The sequence below is a fragment of the Pseudorhodoferax soli genome, assembly GCF_003337555.1.
GTDB classification, from domain to species: domain Bacteria; phylum Pseudomonadota; class Gammaproteobacteria; order Burkholderiales; family Burkholderiaceae_C; genus Pseudorhodoferax; species Pseudorhodoferax soli.
Window position 1 is genome coordinate 628,701 of sequence record NZ_QPJK01000004.1, and the last position, 15,656, is coordinate 644,356.

The 15,656-nt window shown below is 70.4% G+C and carries 16 protein-coding genes; 2 read left to right on the top strand and 14 right to left on the bottom strand.

The annotated features are described in order from the left end of the window. Positions 1-3 precede the first annotated feature (3 nt). Together DES41_RS17690 and DES41_RS17695 are read right to left on the bottom strand one after the other, a co-directional pair. On the bottom strand, positions 4-396 hold the full coding sequence (locus DES41_RS17690) for a VOC family protein (RefSeq protein WP_114468946.1): 393 nt from the start codon (positions 394-396) through the stop codon (positions 4-6). A 1-nt stretch (position 397) separates the two neighbouring features. Next, on the bottom strand, positions 398-1,405 hold the full coding sequence (locus DES41_RS17695; RefSeq protein ID WP_114468947.1) for an isopenicillin N synthase family dioxygenase: 1,008 nt from the start codon (positions 1,403-1,405) through the stop codon (positions 398-400). 197 nt (positions 1,406-1,602) lie between these two features. Between DES41_RS17695 and rutR the strand changes: the two genes are divergently transcribed. Then, entirely contained in the window at positions 1,603-2,343 is a 741-nt protein-coding gene (rutR, locus tag DES41_RS17700; RefSeq protein WP_114469044.1) for an HTH-type transcriptional regulator RutR, read from the top strand. 6 nt (positions 2,344-2,349) lie between these two features. Here the strand turns inward: rutR and rutF are convergent, their stop codons facing one another. The 11 genes from rutF to DES41_RS17755 form a co-directional block, all read right to left on the bottom strand. Continuing rightward, entirely contained in the window at positions 2,350-2,850 is a 501-nt protein-coding gene (gene rutF, locus DES41_RS17705) for an NADH-dependent FMN reductase RutF (protein WP_114468948.1), read from the bottom strand. A 10-nt stretch (positions 2,851-2,860) separates the two neighbouring features. Next, positions 2,861-3,451, bottom strand: a complete 591-nt coding sequence (locus DES41_RS17710; protein WP_114468949.1) for a malonic semialdehyde reductase — start codon at positions 3,449-3,451, stop codon at positions 2,861-2,863. Then, a complete protein-coding gene (gene rutD / locus DES41_RS17715) occupies positions 3,448-4,251 on the bottom strand; it encodes a pyrimidine utilization protein D (RefSeq protein WP_114468950.1) in 804 nt (267 codons plus the stop codon). Before rutD ends, DES41_RS17710 begins: the two co-directional genes overlap by 4 nt. Before the next feature lie 5 nt (positions 4,252-4,256). Next, positions 4,257-4,649 (bottom strand): pyrimidine utilization protein C, encoded by a 393-nt coding sequence (gene rutC, locus DES41_RS17720; protein WP_114468951.1) that lies wholly within the window; start codon positions 4,647-4,649, stop codon positions 4,257-4,259. A 30-nt stretch (positions 4,650-4,679) separates the two neighbouring features. Further along, positions 4,680-5,420, bottom strand: a complete 741-nt coding sequence (rutB, locus tag DES41_RS17725) for a pyrimidine utilization protein B (RefSeq protein ID WP_281277211.1) — start codon at positions 5,418-5,420, stop codon at positions 4,680-4,682. Continuing rightward, complete coding sequence (gene rutA, locus DES41_RS17730) at positions 5,417-6,538, bottom strand: pyrimidine utilization protein A (RefSeq protein WP_114468952.1); 1,122 nt, start codon at positions 6,536-6,538, stop codon at positions 5,417-5,419. Before rutA ends, rutB begins: the two co-directional genes overlap by 4 nt. Positions 6,539-6,767: 229 nt before the next feature. Then, complete coding sequence (locus DES41_RS17735) at positions 6,768-8,885, bottom strand: alpha/beta hydrolase domain-containing protein (protein ID WP_114468953.1); 2,118 nt, start codon at positions 8,883-8,885, stop codon at positions 6,768-6,770. A gap of 24 nt (positions 8,886-8,909) precedes the next feature. Continuing rightward, positions 8,910-10,520: a tannase/feruloyl esterase family alpha/beta hydrolase gene (locus tag DES41_RS17740; protein WP_114468954.1), complete on the bottom strand. Its 1,611-nt coding sequence runs from the start codon at positions 10,518-10,520 to the stop codon at positions 8,910-8,912. A 133-nt stretch (positions 10,521-10,653) separates the two neighbouring features. Further along, on the bottom strand, positions 10,654-11,646 hold the full coding sequence (locus DES41_RS17745; protein WP_114468955.1) for a Bug family tripartite tricarboxylate transporter substrate binding protein: 993 nt from the start codon (positions 11,644-11,646) through the stop codon (positions 10,654-10,656). A gap of 28 nt (positions 11,647-11,674) precedes the next feature. Beyond that, a complete protein-coding gene (locus DES41_RS17750) occupies positions 11,675-12,046 on the bottom strand; it encodes an AtuA-related protein (RefSeq protein ID WP_114468956.1) in 372 nt (123 codons plus the stop codon). 62 nt (positions 12,047-12,108) lie between these two features. Further along, positions 12,109-13,467 (bottom strand): acyclic terpene utilization AtuA family protein, encoded by a 1,359-nt coding sequence (locus DES41_RS17755; RefSeq protein WP_245965753.1) that lies wholly within the window; start codon positions 13,465-13,467, stop codon positions 12,109-12,111. Positions 13,468-13,556: 89 nt separating this feature from the next. Between DES41_RS17755 and DES41_RS17760 the strand changes: the two genes are divergently transcribed. Beyond that, positions 13,557-14,474, top strand: coding sequence for a LysR family transcriptional regulator (locus DES41_RS17760; RefSeq protein ID WP_114468958.1), 918 nt, complete (start codon positions 13,557-13,559; stop codon positions 14,472-14,474). Between the two features lie 7 nt (positions 14,475-14,481). On the opposite strand, the gene alr is transcribed toward DES41_RS17760, so the two are convergent. Next, positions 14,482-15,582 carry an alanine racemase gene (gene alr / locus DES41_RS17765; protein ID WP_114468959.1) on the bottom strand — a complete coding sequence of 367 codons (1,101 nt, stop codon included), beginning with the start codon at positions 15,580-15,582 and terminating at the stop codon, positions 14,482-14,484. Positions 15,583-15,656: the final 74 nt, after the last annotated feature.

A 15,656-nucleotide genomic window follows, 5' to 3' on the forward strand; every position in this document is an offset into this window, starting at 1 on the left:
CTTTCAGGACATCATGAAGTTGATACGGAACACGTTGCCCTCGGGGTCGAGCAGCACGGCCTGGTACCAGTGGTAGTAGGTCACGTAGGGCGGCTTGACCAACGTGGCGCCGGCCTCCACCGCGACGGGCACCATGCGGTCGACCTCGGGCTGGCTGTCCACGTCGATGTTGAGCAGGAACTTGATGCCGCGCGTGTCCGAGAACTCGGACAGCTGCAGCAGCGCGTAGGCGTCGAGCGCGTTGAAGCCGAGGTGGGACTTGCCGGTGTCCAGGCCCCGGAAGATCGGCGAGCGGATCGCCTCGATCTCGGGGAAGCCGAACACGCGCTGGTAGAAGCCGCTCAACGCCACCACGTCCCGGGCGAAGACGTTCACATACGACAGCTGGGCCGCCATGTCAGGCCGCCGCCTTGGTGCCGCCGAAGGTCGTCTGCTTGACGAACTTGGCCGTGAGGTGGTCGCCCGAGGTGACGGGCGCGTACTTGGCCACGGCGCCTTCGGCCAGGCAACTCGGCAGGCATTCGATCACCGCGTCGTAGTTGGGCTGGTGGAAGAACACCAGCGACTGGCGCCGCGTGTTCTTCATGCTGTCGTCGAACGGCGGATTCACCACGCGGTGCAGCGTGGAGACCCACTCGTCGTTGGTCCACTGCATCATGAGGTCGGCGATGTTCACGACCAGGCTGTCCGCCACCTGCGGCACATCGACCCACTGACCGGCCTTGTTGAAGACCTGCAGGCCGGGGCCGTCGGGCAGCACCACCGTCAGGCTGCCGTAGTCGCTGTGCGCACCGGCGCGCATCTGGCCCGGCAGCGGGGCCTCAGTCTGCGCCGGGTAGCTCAGCACACGGAACATGCTGATGTGCTTGTCGATCTTGTCGTCGAAGAAGGTTTCGGGCAGTTGCAGGCCGACCGCGAACATGCACATGAGTTCGCGCGCGAGCCCGCTCATCGCCGCGAAATACTCTTCGTAGGCGGCCTGGAAACCGGCCACGCCCACGGGCCACTGGTTCGGCTCGAAATGCGCGCCGGCCGCGGGGCCGCGGTGGTAGTCGTCGTCGGGCACGCCGCTGGGGCCGATCGAGAACGACTCCTTGAGGTCGCCCGGCGCGGCTTCTTCGAGGCTGTACGACAGCCCCTCTTCGCCGACCGCGCTGTAGCCGCGCACGGCGTCGTCGCGCGGGCGGTCGACCTTGCGCTTGTCGGCCAGCGGCAATGCGAAGAACGCACGCGATGCGTCGGACACGCGGCGGATCAACGCCGCATCGATCTGGTGGTGGGTGATGACCAGAAAGCCGATGCTGCGGCAGGCATCGTCGACGGCACGGGCCACGGCGGCCTTGCCCTCCGGCGTGCCGGAGAACCAGGGTTGCAGGTCGATCACAGGGACATTCAGCGCGGGCATGGGAGGCTCCGGAGCAACGGGCGATCCGGTGCCGCTTGCAACGTCCATGCCAATTGGACCAGTTGGACAAATCGCGTTGCGGGGCATGCCACGCGCCGTTCAGCACGCCGGGCCGCGCCGCCCTGGTGCGCGGGCGCGCCGCGCTGGTGCGGCCTGCGCGCATGGTTCATGCATCATCGGCAGCCAGAGAGACCGCCATGCCCGCATCCCCCGCACGCAAGCCCAGCAACCCGCCGCGCAAAAAGACCACCGCAAGCGGCACGCCCGCCGCCAGGAAGCGCGCGGCGCACGGCACACCGGTGCCGGCCACCAAGCGGCGCGGCCGCAAGATCGAGGACAAGCGCAGCGTGATCCTGGGTGCTGCGCTGAGCCTGTTCTCGCGCTTCGGCCTGCACGGCACCACGGTCGACCAAGTGGCCGCGCGGGCCGAGGTCTCCAAGAGCAACCTGCTCTACCACTTCCCCAACAAGGAAGAGCTCTACGTCTCGGTGCTGCGCGATCTGCTGCACATCTGGCTGGAGCCGCTGCGCGGCTTCAGCGCCGAGCAGGACCCGCGCGAGGCCATCGCCGGCTACATCCGCAACAAGCTCACCATCTCGCGCGACCTGCCCGACGCCTCGCGCCTGTTCTGCCTGGAGATGGTGCAGGGTGCGCCGCTGCTGCGCGACGAGCTCGGGCGCGAGCTGCGCGACCTGATCGAGCGCAAGTCCGAAGTGATCCGCGCCTGGGTGGCCGATGGCCGGCTGGCACCGGTGGAGCCGCACCACCTGGTGTTCGCGCTGTGGGCCATGACCCAGCACTACGCCGACTTCGCGGTGCAGGTGGAGACGCTGACCGGCCGCACGCTGGCCGATGCCGGCTTCTTCGAGGAGACCGTGCGCAACGTGCAGGCCATCGTGCTCGACGGGATCGCGCGCACGCCGGGCGCGGCGGCCTGAACCGGTTCAGGCGGCCAACAGGTCGTGGTAGCGCCGGTCGAAGTAGACCAGGCCGTGCGCCGTGTCGCCGCTGCGGATGGCCACGGCCTCGCAGAAGAGCACGTCGTGCGTGCCCACGGCGGTGCTGCGCACCACGCGGCAGTCGAACGACACGGCCGCGCCGTCGAGCACCGGCGCGCCGGTGACCAGCGCACCCCAGCGGCAGGCGGCGAAGCGCTCGTCCATCGGCGTCTTGCCGCCGAACAGCGCCGACAAAGCCTGCTGGCCCGCCGCCAGCACGTTGACGCACAGCACGCCATTGGCCTGGAACGCGGGGTACACCGAGGCGTTGCGGTTCAGGCAGACCAGCAGCGTGGGCGGGTCGTCGGTCACGCTGCAGACGGCCGATGCCGTGAAGCCGGCGCGCCCGCCGGGCCCGTCGGTCGTGATGATGTTGACCGCCGCACCCAGGCGCGCCATGGCGTCGCGGTAGTCGTTGCGGGGCACGGCGATCGGGGTCTGCTGCATGGTGGGCTCCTCACGCGAAGCGGCAGGCTTCTTCGAATGCCAGCCTGGGCGAGCGGCCGAACAGGCGGCTGGCGTCGCCGTGCCCCAGGTTGATCAGGAAATTGGTGGTCCAGGTGCTGCCGGCGAAGAAGGCCGCGTCGACCTTGGGCTTGTCGAAGCCGGACATGGGGCCGGCATCCAGCCCGAGCGCGCGCGCGGCCAGGATCAGGTAGCCGGCCTGCAGCGAGGCGTTGCGGAACGCGGTCTCGTGCGCCATGGCCGGGCTGCCGGTGAACCAGCTCTTCGCATCGGCGTGCGGAAACAGGCGCGGCAGCTGCTCGTAGAAGGCCATGTCCCAGGCGGCGATGACGGTGACCGGCGCGGCCATGGTCTTGTCCAGGTTGCCCTTGGACAGTGCCGGCGCGAGCAGGGCCTTGCCCTCGGGCGTGCGCACGAAGACGAAGCGCGCGGGCGAGCAGTTGGCCGAGGTCGGGCCCATGCGCACGAGCGCGTAGAGCTGCTGCAGCGTGGCGTCTGAAACGGGCGCGTCGGTCCAGCCGTTGTGCGTGCGGGCATCGAGGAACAGCGCGGCCAGTGCGGCCGCATCCAGGGTTGGGTTCATGGTGTCTTGTGCCGTGCCAGGAAGGCCAGCAGCGCGGTGTTGAAGGCCTCTGCCTGGGTCACGCTGTGCGCGTGGCCGCCGTGCGGCAGGCGGTGCAATTCGGCGCGCGGCAGGCCTTCGGCCAGGCGCTGCGAGCAGGTCCACGGCACGAGCACGTCGTCCTGCGCGGCGCTGATCCAGACCGGCGCAGAGATGCGCGCCAGCAGCGCGTCGACATCGAAGGCGCGCAACGCGGCGATGCGCGCACGCATGGTGTCGGCGCCGGGGAAATGGTCGACCGCGTGGTCGACCTCGGCCTGCACGCGCGCGGGATGCGCAGCGCACCAGTCGGCCGGGTACAGGAAGATCGGCTGGGCTTCGCAGTAGGCGCGCGCGCCGCCGGCCGCCAGCAGCGCCAGCCGCGCGTCGAAGCAGCGCGCCGAGTGCGGGTTGGGCCGGGACCAGGCGTTGACCAGCGCCAGGCTGGCCACACGGCCGGGCGCATCCAGCGCGAGCTGCAGGCCCACCAGGCCGCCCAGCGCGTGCCCGACCAGGTGGCAGCGGTCGGTCTGCGTGGCGTCGAGCAGCTCGCGCACATCCTCGGCCATGTGGGCGATGCTGTAGGGCGTGGGCAGCGTGCCGCCGGTGCGCCCGGTGCCGCGCTGGTCGTAGGCGATCACACGCCAGCCGGCCGCGACCAGCCCCTCGACCTGCGGCTTCCAGAACGCGGCGGCGCCGCCCAGGCCGGAGCTGAGCAGCACGGTCGGCCGATCGGCCTGGCCATGCGCCGGGCCATGGACATCGTGCGCGACGACGGCCATCGCGCTCAGCCCTTCTTGCCGACGTGGGCCACGGTGGCGATCTCGACCAGTGCGTCGGGCTTGACGAGGCCGCACAGGATGCAAAAGCGCGCCGGCTTGCTGCCCGGGAAGAACTCGGCATAGACGGTGTTGACGGCGCCGTAGTGGGCCCAGTCGGTGATGAAGATGTGGTTCATCGTCACGTCGGCCATGGTGCCGCCGGCAGCCTCGACCACGCCCTGGATGGTGGTCAGCACATGGCGCGTCTGCGCGGCGGCATCGCCGACGTGGACCACGTTGTTGTCCTTGTCGAAGGGCAGCGTGCCGGAGACGTAGAGCACGCCATCGGCCAGCGTGCCGGGAACGTAGGGGGCCAGCGGCACACCGGTGCCGGGAGGAATGACTGCGGTCTGGGGCATGGGAGAAGCTCCTGTGAAGAAAAAGGGAAATCAACCGGCCAGCGTGGCGCAGAAGGCATCGACGCCCGCCACCCAGCCGAAGAAGGTCTGCACGTTGTAGACCACGCCCTGCTGGATCTCGGGCGCGCCCAGCTGGTGCGTGGCGTCTTCCAGCAGCACCGCGAAGTACTCGAGGTGGAAGGCGTCGCGCAGCGTGGACTCCACGCAGACGTTGGTGGCGATGCCCGTGAACGCCAGGTTGCGGATCCCGCGCGCGCGCAGCGTGCTGTCGAGCGTGCTGTTGAAGAAGCCGCTGTAGCGCGTCTTGGGCACGACGATGTCGCCCGGCGCGGGCTGCAATGCGTCCACGAGCTCGTAGTCCCAGCCGCCCTTGGCGAGGAACTTGCCGGCCAGCTCGGGCCTGGCGCGCATGGTCTTGAGCGCGTTGGACTTGTAGTAGTTGGGCGAGCCGGGGCCGCCGGCCTCGACGTACTGCGCGTCCCAGCCGTTCTGCAGGAACACCACCAGCACGCCGGCCTTGCGGGCCGCGGCGATGCAACGGCCGATGCTGGCGATGGTGCCCTGCGCGCCAGAGATGTCGAAGCCTGCGGAGTCCACGTAGCCGCCCAGCGAAGCGTAGGCGTTCTGCATGTCGACCACGACCAGCGCGGTGTTGGACGGCTGCAGCAGCAGCGGCTCGGGCCGTGCGGGCAGCACCAGGGCCGGTGGTGCGCCGGCCGGCGCGGGGATGCCGACGGGCGTGGTCGAGGTCAGGGTCTGGTTGGTTTTCACGCGGCCTCCTGCAGCGGTGCATGCGAGGGAACGCGCGTGGGCACGGGGCTCTCCACCCCGGCGCGGCTGGCCATGAGCGGCTGGATGTGTTCGCCGAAATCGTGCACGCCCTGCACGAAGTCGTCGAAGGTCAGCAGCACGCCCTCGGTGCCGGGCACCGTGGCCACCTCGTCGAGCATGCGGGCCACGCTGGCGAAGGAGCCCACCAGCGTGCCCATGTTGATGTTGACGGCCGAAGTCGGGTCGGCCATCTGGCGCACGTTGGTGTCGGCGCCGGATTTGGTGTCGGCCGCGCCCTGCTCGCCCAGCCAGCGGATGGCCTCCTGGTCGGCGCCGGCCTTGTAGTGCTCCCACTTGGCGCGGGCGGCCTCGTCGGTCTCAGCGGCGATGACCATCATGAGCACGTAGGTGGTGACCGTGCGGCCGGTCTTGGCCGTGGCCTCGATCAGCTTGTCGGCCGCGGGCTTGAACGCGGTGGGCGTGTTCACGCCCTTGCCGAAGCAGAAGTTGTAGTCGGCGTACTGGGCCGAGAACGCCATGCCGGCATCGCTCTGGCCAGCGCAGATGACCTTCATGTCGGCCTGCGGACGCGGGCTGAGCCGGCAGTCGTCCATCTTGAAATGCTCGCCCTTGAAATCGGACTGGCCCGTGCCCCACAGGTCGCGCAGCACCTGGATGTATTCGGACAGGTACTGGTAGCGCGTGCCGAAGAACTGGTCGCCCGGCCACATGCCCATCTGCGCGTATTCGGGCCGCTGCCAGCCCGTGACCAGGTTCAGCCCGAAGCGGCCGTTCGAGATCGAATCGATGGTGGAGGCCATGCGCGCCACGATGGCCGGCGGCATCACGAGCGAAGCCGCGGTCGCGAACAGCTTGATCTTGCTGGTCACGGCGGCCAGGCCGGCCATCAGCGTGAACGACTCCAGGTTGTGGTCCCAGAACTCGGTCTTGCCGCCGAAGCCGCGCAGCTTGATCATGGACAGCGCGAAGTCCATGCCGTAGCGCTCGGCCGAGAGCGTGATCTGCTTGTTGAGCGCGAAGCTGGGCTGGTACTGCGGAGCGTTCTCCGACAGCAGCCAGCCGTTGTTGCCGATGGGGATGAAGACGCCGACTTTCATGGATTGCCTTGCTCGGTAGGAAGAGGAGCTCAGGCACCGCACCACCGCGCAGCGCCTGTTCGCCAGGAACACCTAGCAGGCGCTGTGCCAGTCATGAAAGTCTTTTCAAATCAATGGCGTACTTGCATTTCCCAAAAACAATCTGACCAAATGGTCCAGATTGGCGCAGGCCAGCACTGCCGCGGTGCCGGCATGGTGCATGGCCTGCGCGCAGGCGGTGCGTGCGGTCTCAGGGCAACACGTTGGCGCTGGCGGCCTGCTGGATGCGCAGGTCTGCGTCGCGCTGCAACAGCAAGCGCTCGCCCACCAGCTGGCTGGCCGCCGCCGTGACCGCCGCCACATAGCCGGCCTGCGTGCCGTACAGGGATTCCAGCGACGGCCGCGTGTCGCCCGCGGCCATGCGCGCCGCTTCCGTCGTGTGGAACGGAATGAAGCTGCCCGTGAGGTTCGACAGGTCGACGATGCCCGGCGTGGCCACGTAGTTGAACTCGATGCTGGTGCCCAGCGGCGCACGCGCTTCCACGCTCTTGATGCCGGCGCGGGTCAGGCCCGTGGTGGGGTCCACCTGCGGCACCAGGATCGCGTAGTCGCGGCCCGTGTAGTAGGGCGGCAGCAGCGTGGCGATGCCCGACTCGTCCTGCGCGATGTACTGCGGGCCGAAGTCGAACAGCGGGAAGCCGTTGTAGCGCGCCAGGTAGTTGAAGTCCGGGATGACGGTGGCCACGTTGGACACCGGCCACGTCAGGCCCTTCATCGTGGGGAACACCAGCTGGTCCGGCCGCGCCAGCGTGCCATCCGCAAGACGGGGCACCTGGCTGGCCGGCGGCTCGGTGCCGCGCACCACCCAGTCCTCCAGCGCGACGAAGAGCGCGCGGAAGGTGTCGGTGAAGTGCACCACGGTGCCGGCCGGGTAGACGTTGCGCGTGGGCGCGTAGCCGATGCTGGCCGTGCCGCCGTTGCCGCCGTGCTGGGTGCTGGCGTAGTAGTAGATGCGCGCGTTGTCGGGCTGTGCCAGATCACGCAGGCCGAACGCGTCGGTCAGCACGGGCGAACCCTGCAGCTGCCAGAACTCCGTGCCCGACAGGCCGAGGAAGAACTTGGGGCAGGTGGAGGTGGCAGCGCAGCGCTTCATCACGCCGCCCTGGCGCCCGCTCACGTCGTCCACGTAGTCGGCCGCCAGGCCGCGCGGCGCCGTCTGCCCGAAGGCCGTGTGGTCGGTGCGCAGGCCGCCACCGCCGCCCGGCACGGCGAAGCGCGTGTTGATGTTGGTCTGGCGCGCGGCCACGTGGGCGTACATGCCGTCGAAGACCTTGCCGCCGTCCAGCGCCTGGTTGAAGCCCAGGTGCAGGAAGGTCTTCATCGCGTTGCCCGACTGCGAGGTGCCCTGGCCGATCGCGTGCGTGATGCGGCCGGCCAGCGGGTTGGCCGTGCCGACGCTGTCGGCCGCGGCCTTGCGGAAGAAGCTCACCGTGTCGCGCAGCGCGGCCAGGCCCACGCCCATGACCTTGGGGTCCTTGGCGACATAGACCAGCTCGTACAGGTACTTGGGATCGAAGCCGCCCTTCAGGCAGACCTTGCTGCCGTCCGCCGTGCCGGGGAAGGCGTTGGCCGCGCTGCAGTCGGCGAACTTCCAGTCGCTGGCGGGAATCAGCTGGCGCGCATCGGTCTCGTTGGCGCGGCGCGTGAGCGAGTGGCCGGGCAGGGTGTTGTCCAGGCTGGCCGGGGCGTACGGGATCATGCTGCCGTTGAACACGCCGCCGGGCAGCGCCATGGCGGGCGTGGCGGCCGTGGGCACCAGCTCGGCACGGTAGGTGCCGGTGATGCTGCTGCCATCGGGGTTCTTGGCCACCGGCACCGTGGCCGTCAGTCGCGCCGCGTTGCTCTTGGGCACATCGCCCTGCCAGGCCGAGTACAGCAGCACGTAGCCGCGCTCCAGGTACACGGCGTCGCTGGGCGTGGCCGCGGGGTTCAGCATCGTGAGGATGTTGCCGCGGTTGGGCGCGTCGTAGCGCAGCACGCCGCCGGCCTTGGTCATGTCCTTGGGCTTGAGCAACACGAACTCGGCGCTGTAATCGACCATGCCGCGCGCATTCACGGGTGCCAGCGCAAGGTCCTGGATCACGGCGTTCTTCGGGTCCTTGGGGTCGACCTCGCCGCTGATGCTGCCGGTCAGCTTCTCGTAGGCGCCCACGCTGCCGTAGCTGCCGGGAAAGTCCTCGGTCGCGGTCACGCTGAGCTTGAGTTGCGGCGTGCTGGCCGGTGCGGGGGCGTCGTCGCCGTCGCTGCCGCCGCAAGCGGCGAGCAGCACGGTGGCCAGCAGGGCCGTGGTGGTGGTGATGGTCTTCATGGGAGGTCTCCTGGTGTCAATGCTTCACTGGCAGCGGAAGCTGGCAGCGTCGTCGGTGCTGCCGCTGCCTTGGTAGACGGCGGTCTTGGGCCAGGCGCACAGCGGGCGCGTGCGCACCACGGCGCCGCTGGCCAAGCGTGAAGCCACGATGCTGTCGGGCGCGACGCCCTGCTCCACCCAGCGGTCCAGTGCCATCAGCAGGTCGTTGGACGCACTGGCGTTGGGCGCCTGGCCGCCGCTGTTGCCGAAGGTGGTGGCGCCGCTGCCGCCACCGCAGTGGCCCATGCCCGGCACCAGGAACAGGCGGTAGAAGCTGTCGAGCGCGGCCTGCGAGCCCTGGGCCGCCTTCACGCGCTCGGCATAGGCGATGGTGTCGACCGGGTTGACCACGGCGTCCTGCCAGCCCTGGAAGACGATGGCCTTGCCGCCGGACGCCTTGAAGGCCGCCAGGTTGGCGCTGGTCTGGTCCACCAGCGGGCCGACCTTGGCGTCGGCGTAGGCGATGTCGCGGTCGTAGTCGAAGGTCCACCAGTTCCACTGCGGGTTGTCGAAGACCCACAGCCGCCAGTAATCGGCGCGCACGGGCTCGGCGCCGCCCCAGTAGCCGGACCAGCCGGCTTCGCTGCCGACCGGCAGGCCGGGGTAGATCTGCTCGCCGGTGCGTGCGTTCTTCGGGCCGGCATAGATCTTCTGCGCCGCGGCCACCTGTTCGGCGGTCAGGCAGTCGGCGGCATCGGCGCCCGTGCATTGCAGGCTGGCCACATCGAACCTGTCGGCCGTGCAGGCCAGCGGGTTCTCCATCACGCCGTCGGTGACGCCGTCCAGCGCATCGCAGGCGGCGACGGCGCGCTGCGTGATCAGGCTGGCCTTGGCCGCGGTGAGGATCACCGGGCCGCTGGTGCCGGTGGCCCGGTTGGACAGGTAGCGGTGCAGGAACTCCACGTTCAAGCGCGTGCGGTTGTTGCCGGGCGCACCGGCGATCACGCCGTCGAAATCGTCCGGGTAGCGCTGCATCTCGGCGTAGCCCTGGTGGCCGCCCGTGGAGCAGCCGTAGTAGTAGGCGCGGGTCGGCTCCTTGGCCGCCAGGCCCGCGATCAGCGCGCGGGACGGTGCGGTGATGGCGTGGATGGAGCGCGAGCCCCAGTCGGCGATCTTCTCGGGATGGCCGACGCCCCAGAACATCTCGTTCGGGTCGGTGGACTGGTGGCCGGTGTCGCCGCCCACCACCGCATAGCCCTGGCGCATGGCATAGGCCATGTCGTTGGTGCTGAGGGCGGGGCTGTAGCCGCCGTTGCCCGTGACCACCATCTTGCCGTTCCAGGCCGTGCCCGCGGGCACCCAGGCCTCGAAGTCGATGCGCGAATCGCCGGTCGGCATGGCCTGGCCGGTGATGCGGCAGAACGCCGGCAGGTCGGCGATGGCGGTGCGGCTGCCGGGCGGCGTGTAGCTGCCGGCCGCGACCGGCGTGGCACCCGTGACGGTGGCGCCGCTGAGCTGCACCGTGGCCAGGGCCGCGGCGTCGCAGCCCTTGGGCGTGGCGACCGGGGTGCCTGCGTCGTCGCCGGAGCCGCCGCAGGCGCTCAGGACGGCCAGGGTGGCGCAGCCGACCAGGCCGCGCGTGCATTGAATTCGCATCGTTGTCTCCTCTGTGTGGTCCGGGCATGGCTGCGCCCTGCACTGCGCAGCCGTGCATTCGCTCTTGCTGACGGAAGCGGGACGGTGATGGTTCTTGTGTCCCGCAGCGGGCCGGTGCTGCCGGCCTCGTGGCTTACTCGGGCTCGATGCCCGCCGCCTTGATCACCTTGCCCCACTTGGCCGTCTCGGCCGCCTGGAACCTGGCGAGTTCGTCTGGGCTGGTGCTCCAGGCCACCGAGCCGCTGCCTTCGAAGAAGCTCTTGGCCGCGGCGCTCTTGGTGGCGGCGGCCAGCAGTTCCTGCAGCTTGGCGACCACCGCGGGCGGCGTGCCGGCCGGCGCGTAGGCGGCGAACCAGTAGCCCATGTCGTAGCCCTTGACGCCGGCCTCGGCGATCGTGGGCACCTCGGGCAGCAGCGGGTTGCGCTCGACGGTGGAGATGCCCAGCGCCTTGAGCTTGCCGCCCTTGACCTGCGGCACGCCGGTGGAGGTGTCGGTGATCATGAAGTCGATCTGCCCGCCCATGAGGTCGGTGATCGCGTTCGGGTTGCTCTTGTAGGGCACGTGCAGGATGTCGGTGCCCGAGAGCTGCTTGAACATCTCGCCGGCCATGCGGCTGGAGGAGCTGCCGCTGCCGAAGCTGAGCTTGCCGGGCGTCTTCTTGGCCGCGGCCACGAGGTCCATGACGTTCTTGTACGGCGCGTCGGGCCGCACCACCATCACCTGGCCGCCCTTGCCCAGGCCCGTGATGGGCGCGAAGTCCTTCACCGGGTCGTAGCTGAGCTTCTTGTAGAGGTGCTCGTTGGCCGCGTGCGTGGTGTTGGTGGTGATCAGAACGGTGTAGCCGTCGGCCGGCGCACGCGCCACCTGGCTGGCGGCGATCTGGCCGCTGGCGCCGCCCTTGTTGTCCACGACCACGGGCTGCTTGGTCTGGTCGGTGACGGACTGGCCCAGTGCGCGGGCGATCTGGTCGGTCGCGCTGCCCGCCGCGAACGGCACGACGAAGGTGATCGGCTTGGCCGGGAAGGCCTGGGCAGCGGCCAGCTGCGGCAGCAGGCTGCCGGCGCTCAGCGCCAGAGCGGCGGCGAGCCAGGTGCGGCGGGGGCGGGGGCGGGATTGTTCTTGCATCGGTGTTGTCTCCAAGGGGATGGGTGGGTCAGTCGGGTTGTTCGAGGGGCGGGCCGGCCAGCAGCGGCAGCAGCGCCGCCGGGACCTGGATGGGCAGCTCCAGCAGCAGGAAGGACAGCGCCTTGCCGTGGCTGTCCAGGTTCAGCGCGTCGTTGACGCCGCCGTCCAGCACCTCGTCGAGCACGAAGTTCATGGCCTGCAGGCGCGGCAGCACATGGCGCGTGACGCGGGTCGGTTGGCGGTGCGCGAACCGGGCGGCGACGGCCGCTTCGGTCACCTGCGCCAGCAGCAGCGGCCACAGCTCCGGGTGCCAGGCGATCACGCTGATGTTGGAACGGTTGCCCTTGTCGCCGGTGCGGCCGTGGGCGGCGCGGTAGAGGGGGACGGTGACGTCGTGCAATGAAGGACCTCCGGCCTGTCGGCCTACGGTGCGAGCTTGCTTGGGGCGGCCCGGCGCAGCGCTCATGCAGCGCTTTCGATGAAGCGGAACGAAGTGGGCGCCTGCGCGCGCGGCAGCACGCACGAGACCGTGCCCAGGCGCTGGCGCAGTCCGGTGCGCACGCCGCCGCCGCCAGCGGGGCCGCAGCAGTACAGCGCGGTGACCTCGCGCGCCAGGCGCTCGGCACTGGCGCGGTCGCGGTGGTTCATGGCCACGCGCAGGCGCACGTCCTGGGCGCCGCCGTCGGGCAACTGGCTCAGCCATTGGCCGCCGTCGTCGGCGAACACGCTGGCCACGCCGATCAGGTCGGCGCGCAGCGTGCCCAGGCCAGCCAGGCGTTCGCGCAGGACTTGCGCGGCGAGCCGGGCCCGGCCCTCGGCGCGTGCGCCGGCGTACGAGATCTCGCCCTCGGCCAGCCAGCCCGTGGCGTGGCAGACGTTGACCTTGAGCGTGGCCGGCCGGGCGTGGCCGCGCACGCCGGTGAGGCGCACGCGGTCGGGGCCCAGTTCGGCGACCTCGGCCTCGGTGATGTCGGCCACCACGTCGGGCGTGAGGTAGGCGGCCGGGTCGTGCACCTCGTAGAGCAGTTGCTCCTTGACGGTGTGCGCATCGATGCGCCCGCCGGTGCCGGCCGGCTTGGTGATGGTGCAGTGGCCGTCGGCGTCGATCTCGGCGATGGGGTAGCCCAGCGTGGCCATGCCGGGCACGTCCTTGTAGCCCGGGTCAGCGTAGTAGCCGCCCGAGACCTGGGTGCCGCATTCGAGCAGGTGGCCGGCCATGGTGGCGCGCGCCAGGCGCGTCCAGTCGTCGCGCGCCCAGCCGAAGTGGGCGAGCGCCGGGCCCACCGCCAGCGAGGGGTCGGCCACGCGGCCGCAGACCACGATCTCGGCGCCGGCCAGCAGTGCATCGGCAATGGCCTCGGCGCCCTGGTAGGCGTTGGCCGAGACCAGGTCCAGGCCGTCCAGCACCGGGCCCAGCGCGGCTTGCAGCAGCGGGCGGTGGGCGGCGCCCGAGACGTCGTCGCCCTCCACGATGGCGATGCGCGGGGCCGGCAGGCCCAGTTCGCGCGCCAGCGCATGGATGCGGCGCGCGGCGCTTTCGGGGTTGGCCGCGCCGAAGTTGCTGACGATGCGCACGCCGTGGGCGAGGCAATCCGCCAGCACGGGGCGCAGCAGGTCGGGCAGCAGCGGCTCGTAGCCGGCCTCGGGGTCGGCGCGGCGTGCCAGCTGGGCCAGCGCCAGCGTGCGCTCCGCCAGGGTCTCGAAGATCAGGAACGCGGGGCCGCCGGCCGCGATGAGGGCCTGCACCACGGGCGCAGCCGCGTCGGTGCGGTCGCCCGAGAAGCCGGCCGCGCAGCCGATGCGCAGGATGTTGTGGTCCACGTGTCTCCTTGTCTGTTCCCGGGCGCAATGTAGAGTCCGGCCCTTCATCTGTGAATTCGAAAGTTCGGATCAATTCATCTGCGACTCAAATGAATCAGCCGGCCCGATCCAACGTCTCCGTGCGCCAGCTGCAGGCCTTCGTGGCGCTGGCCGAGCAGCGCAGCTTCACGCGGGCGGCGGCGCAATGCCATCTGTCGCAGCCGGCCTTCAGCGCACTGATCGGCCAGCTCGAGGCGGCCGTGGGCTTGCGCCTGTTCGACCGTAGCACCCGCCACGTGGCGCCCACGCCCGAAGGGCTGGAGTTCGAGGCGTCGGCGCGGCGCGTGCTGGCCGAGTTCGACGCGGCGCTGGCGGGGGTGTCGGACCAGCTGGCGCTGCGGCGCGGGCGCGTATCGATCGCGCTGCTGCCCTCGTTGGCCGCAGGCTGGTTGCCGGGCATCCTGCGCGACTACCGCGCCGCCCACCCGGGCGTGGAGATCACCGTGGCCGATGTGCTGTCCGAGCCCTGCGTGGAACTGGTGCGCCAGGGGCAGGCCGATTTCGCGCTGGCCGCCGTGCGCGCCGACACGCAGGAGCTGCGTGCCGAGCCCTTCTGCAGCGACGACTTCCACCTGGTGTGCCCGGCCGACCACCCCCTGGCGCGGCTGCGCGACATCCGCCCGCGCGACGTGGCCGCCTACCCCTTCGTGCACATGGCGCGCAGCTCCAGCGTGCGTCAGTACCTGGACGCGGCGCTGCACCCGCTGCAGATGCAGACGCTCATGGAGGTGGACCAGCTCGCCACCGCGATGGGCATGGTGCGCGCCGGCCTGGGCGTGAGCATGATGCCGGCGCTGACGCTGTTCCACTTCGCGCAGCCGGGGCTGGTGACGCGGCCGCTGGCCTGGAGCGGGCTCAAGCGCCGCATCTACCTGGTGCGCCGGCGCGAGCGCAGCCTGTCGCTGGCCGCGCAGGATCTGTACGAACGCGTGAAAGCCAATCCGCCCAGCCTGGCGCTGGCGGCCTGACGGGGGTTCAGTCGGTGGCGACGACCACCGGCACGCGCGGTGCCAGTGCGCACATGAGCTCGTAGCCCACGGTGCCGGCCGCGTGGGCGACCTCGTCGATCGGCAGCACGGTGCCGTTGCCGGCCTGGCCCCACAGCGTGACCGCGCTGCCCAGCGTGGCCTGCGGCACGGGCGTGAGGTCCACGGTCACCATGTCCATGCTGACGCGGCCGACCAGGCGCGTGCGCACACCGTCCACCAGCACCGGCGTGCCGGTGCCGCAGTGGCGCGGGTAGCCGTCGGCGTAGCCGCAGGCCACGACGCCGATGCGCATGGGTGTGTCGGCCACGAAGCTGGAGCCATAGCCCACGCTGTCGCCGGGCAGCAGGTCCTGCAGGCCGATGACCCTGGAGGCCAGCGTCATGGCGGGCTGCAGCTCCCAGTGCGCGGCGTTGAAGCCCGGGTGGTCGGGCGCGCCGCCGTAGACGGCGATGCCCGGGCGCACCCAGTCGCCACGCACACCGGGGCTCTCGGCATGGCGCAGGGTGGCCGCGCTGTTGGCCACGCTGCGCTCGCCGGGCAGGTCGCGCGTGGCCTCGTCGAAGGCGGCCATCTGCGCGGCGATGCCCTTGCTGCCATCGGCATCGCTGAAGTGCGTCATCAGCGAGATCTCTTCGACCTGGGGCAGCGAATCCAGCCGCATCCAGGCGGTGCGGAAGCTGGCCGGCGCAAAGCCCAGGCGGTTCATGCCCGAGTTGAGCTTGAGGAACACGCGGTGGCCCTGCTGGGTCTTGTGCGCGGCCAGCCAGTCGATCTGCGCCTCGCAGTGCACGGCATGCCACAGCGACAGGCGCGAGCACAGTTCCAGGTCGCGCGGCTCGAACACGCCTTCGAGCAGCAGGATGGGGCCGCGCCAGCCGAGCGCCCGCACGCGCTCGGCCTCGGCCAGGTCCAGCAGCGCGAAGCCATCGGCCCCGCGCAAGGCCTCGAACACACGCTCGATGCCGTGGCCATAGGCGTTGGCCTTGACCACGGCCCAGACCTTGGCGTCGCCGGCCGCGCGGCGCGCACGCTGCAGGTTATGGCGCAGTGCAGCATGGTGGATCGTGGCTTGGATGGGACGTGGCATGGCAGGAAGCGCTGCGGCGTGCAACCGCGCAACGGTGGCAAGGACTTGAAGAATTCTCGCATTGGCCCCGTGAT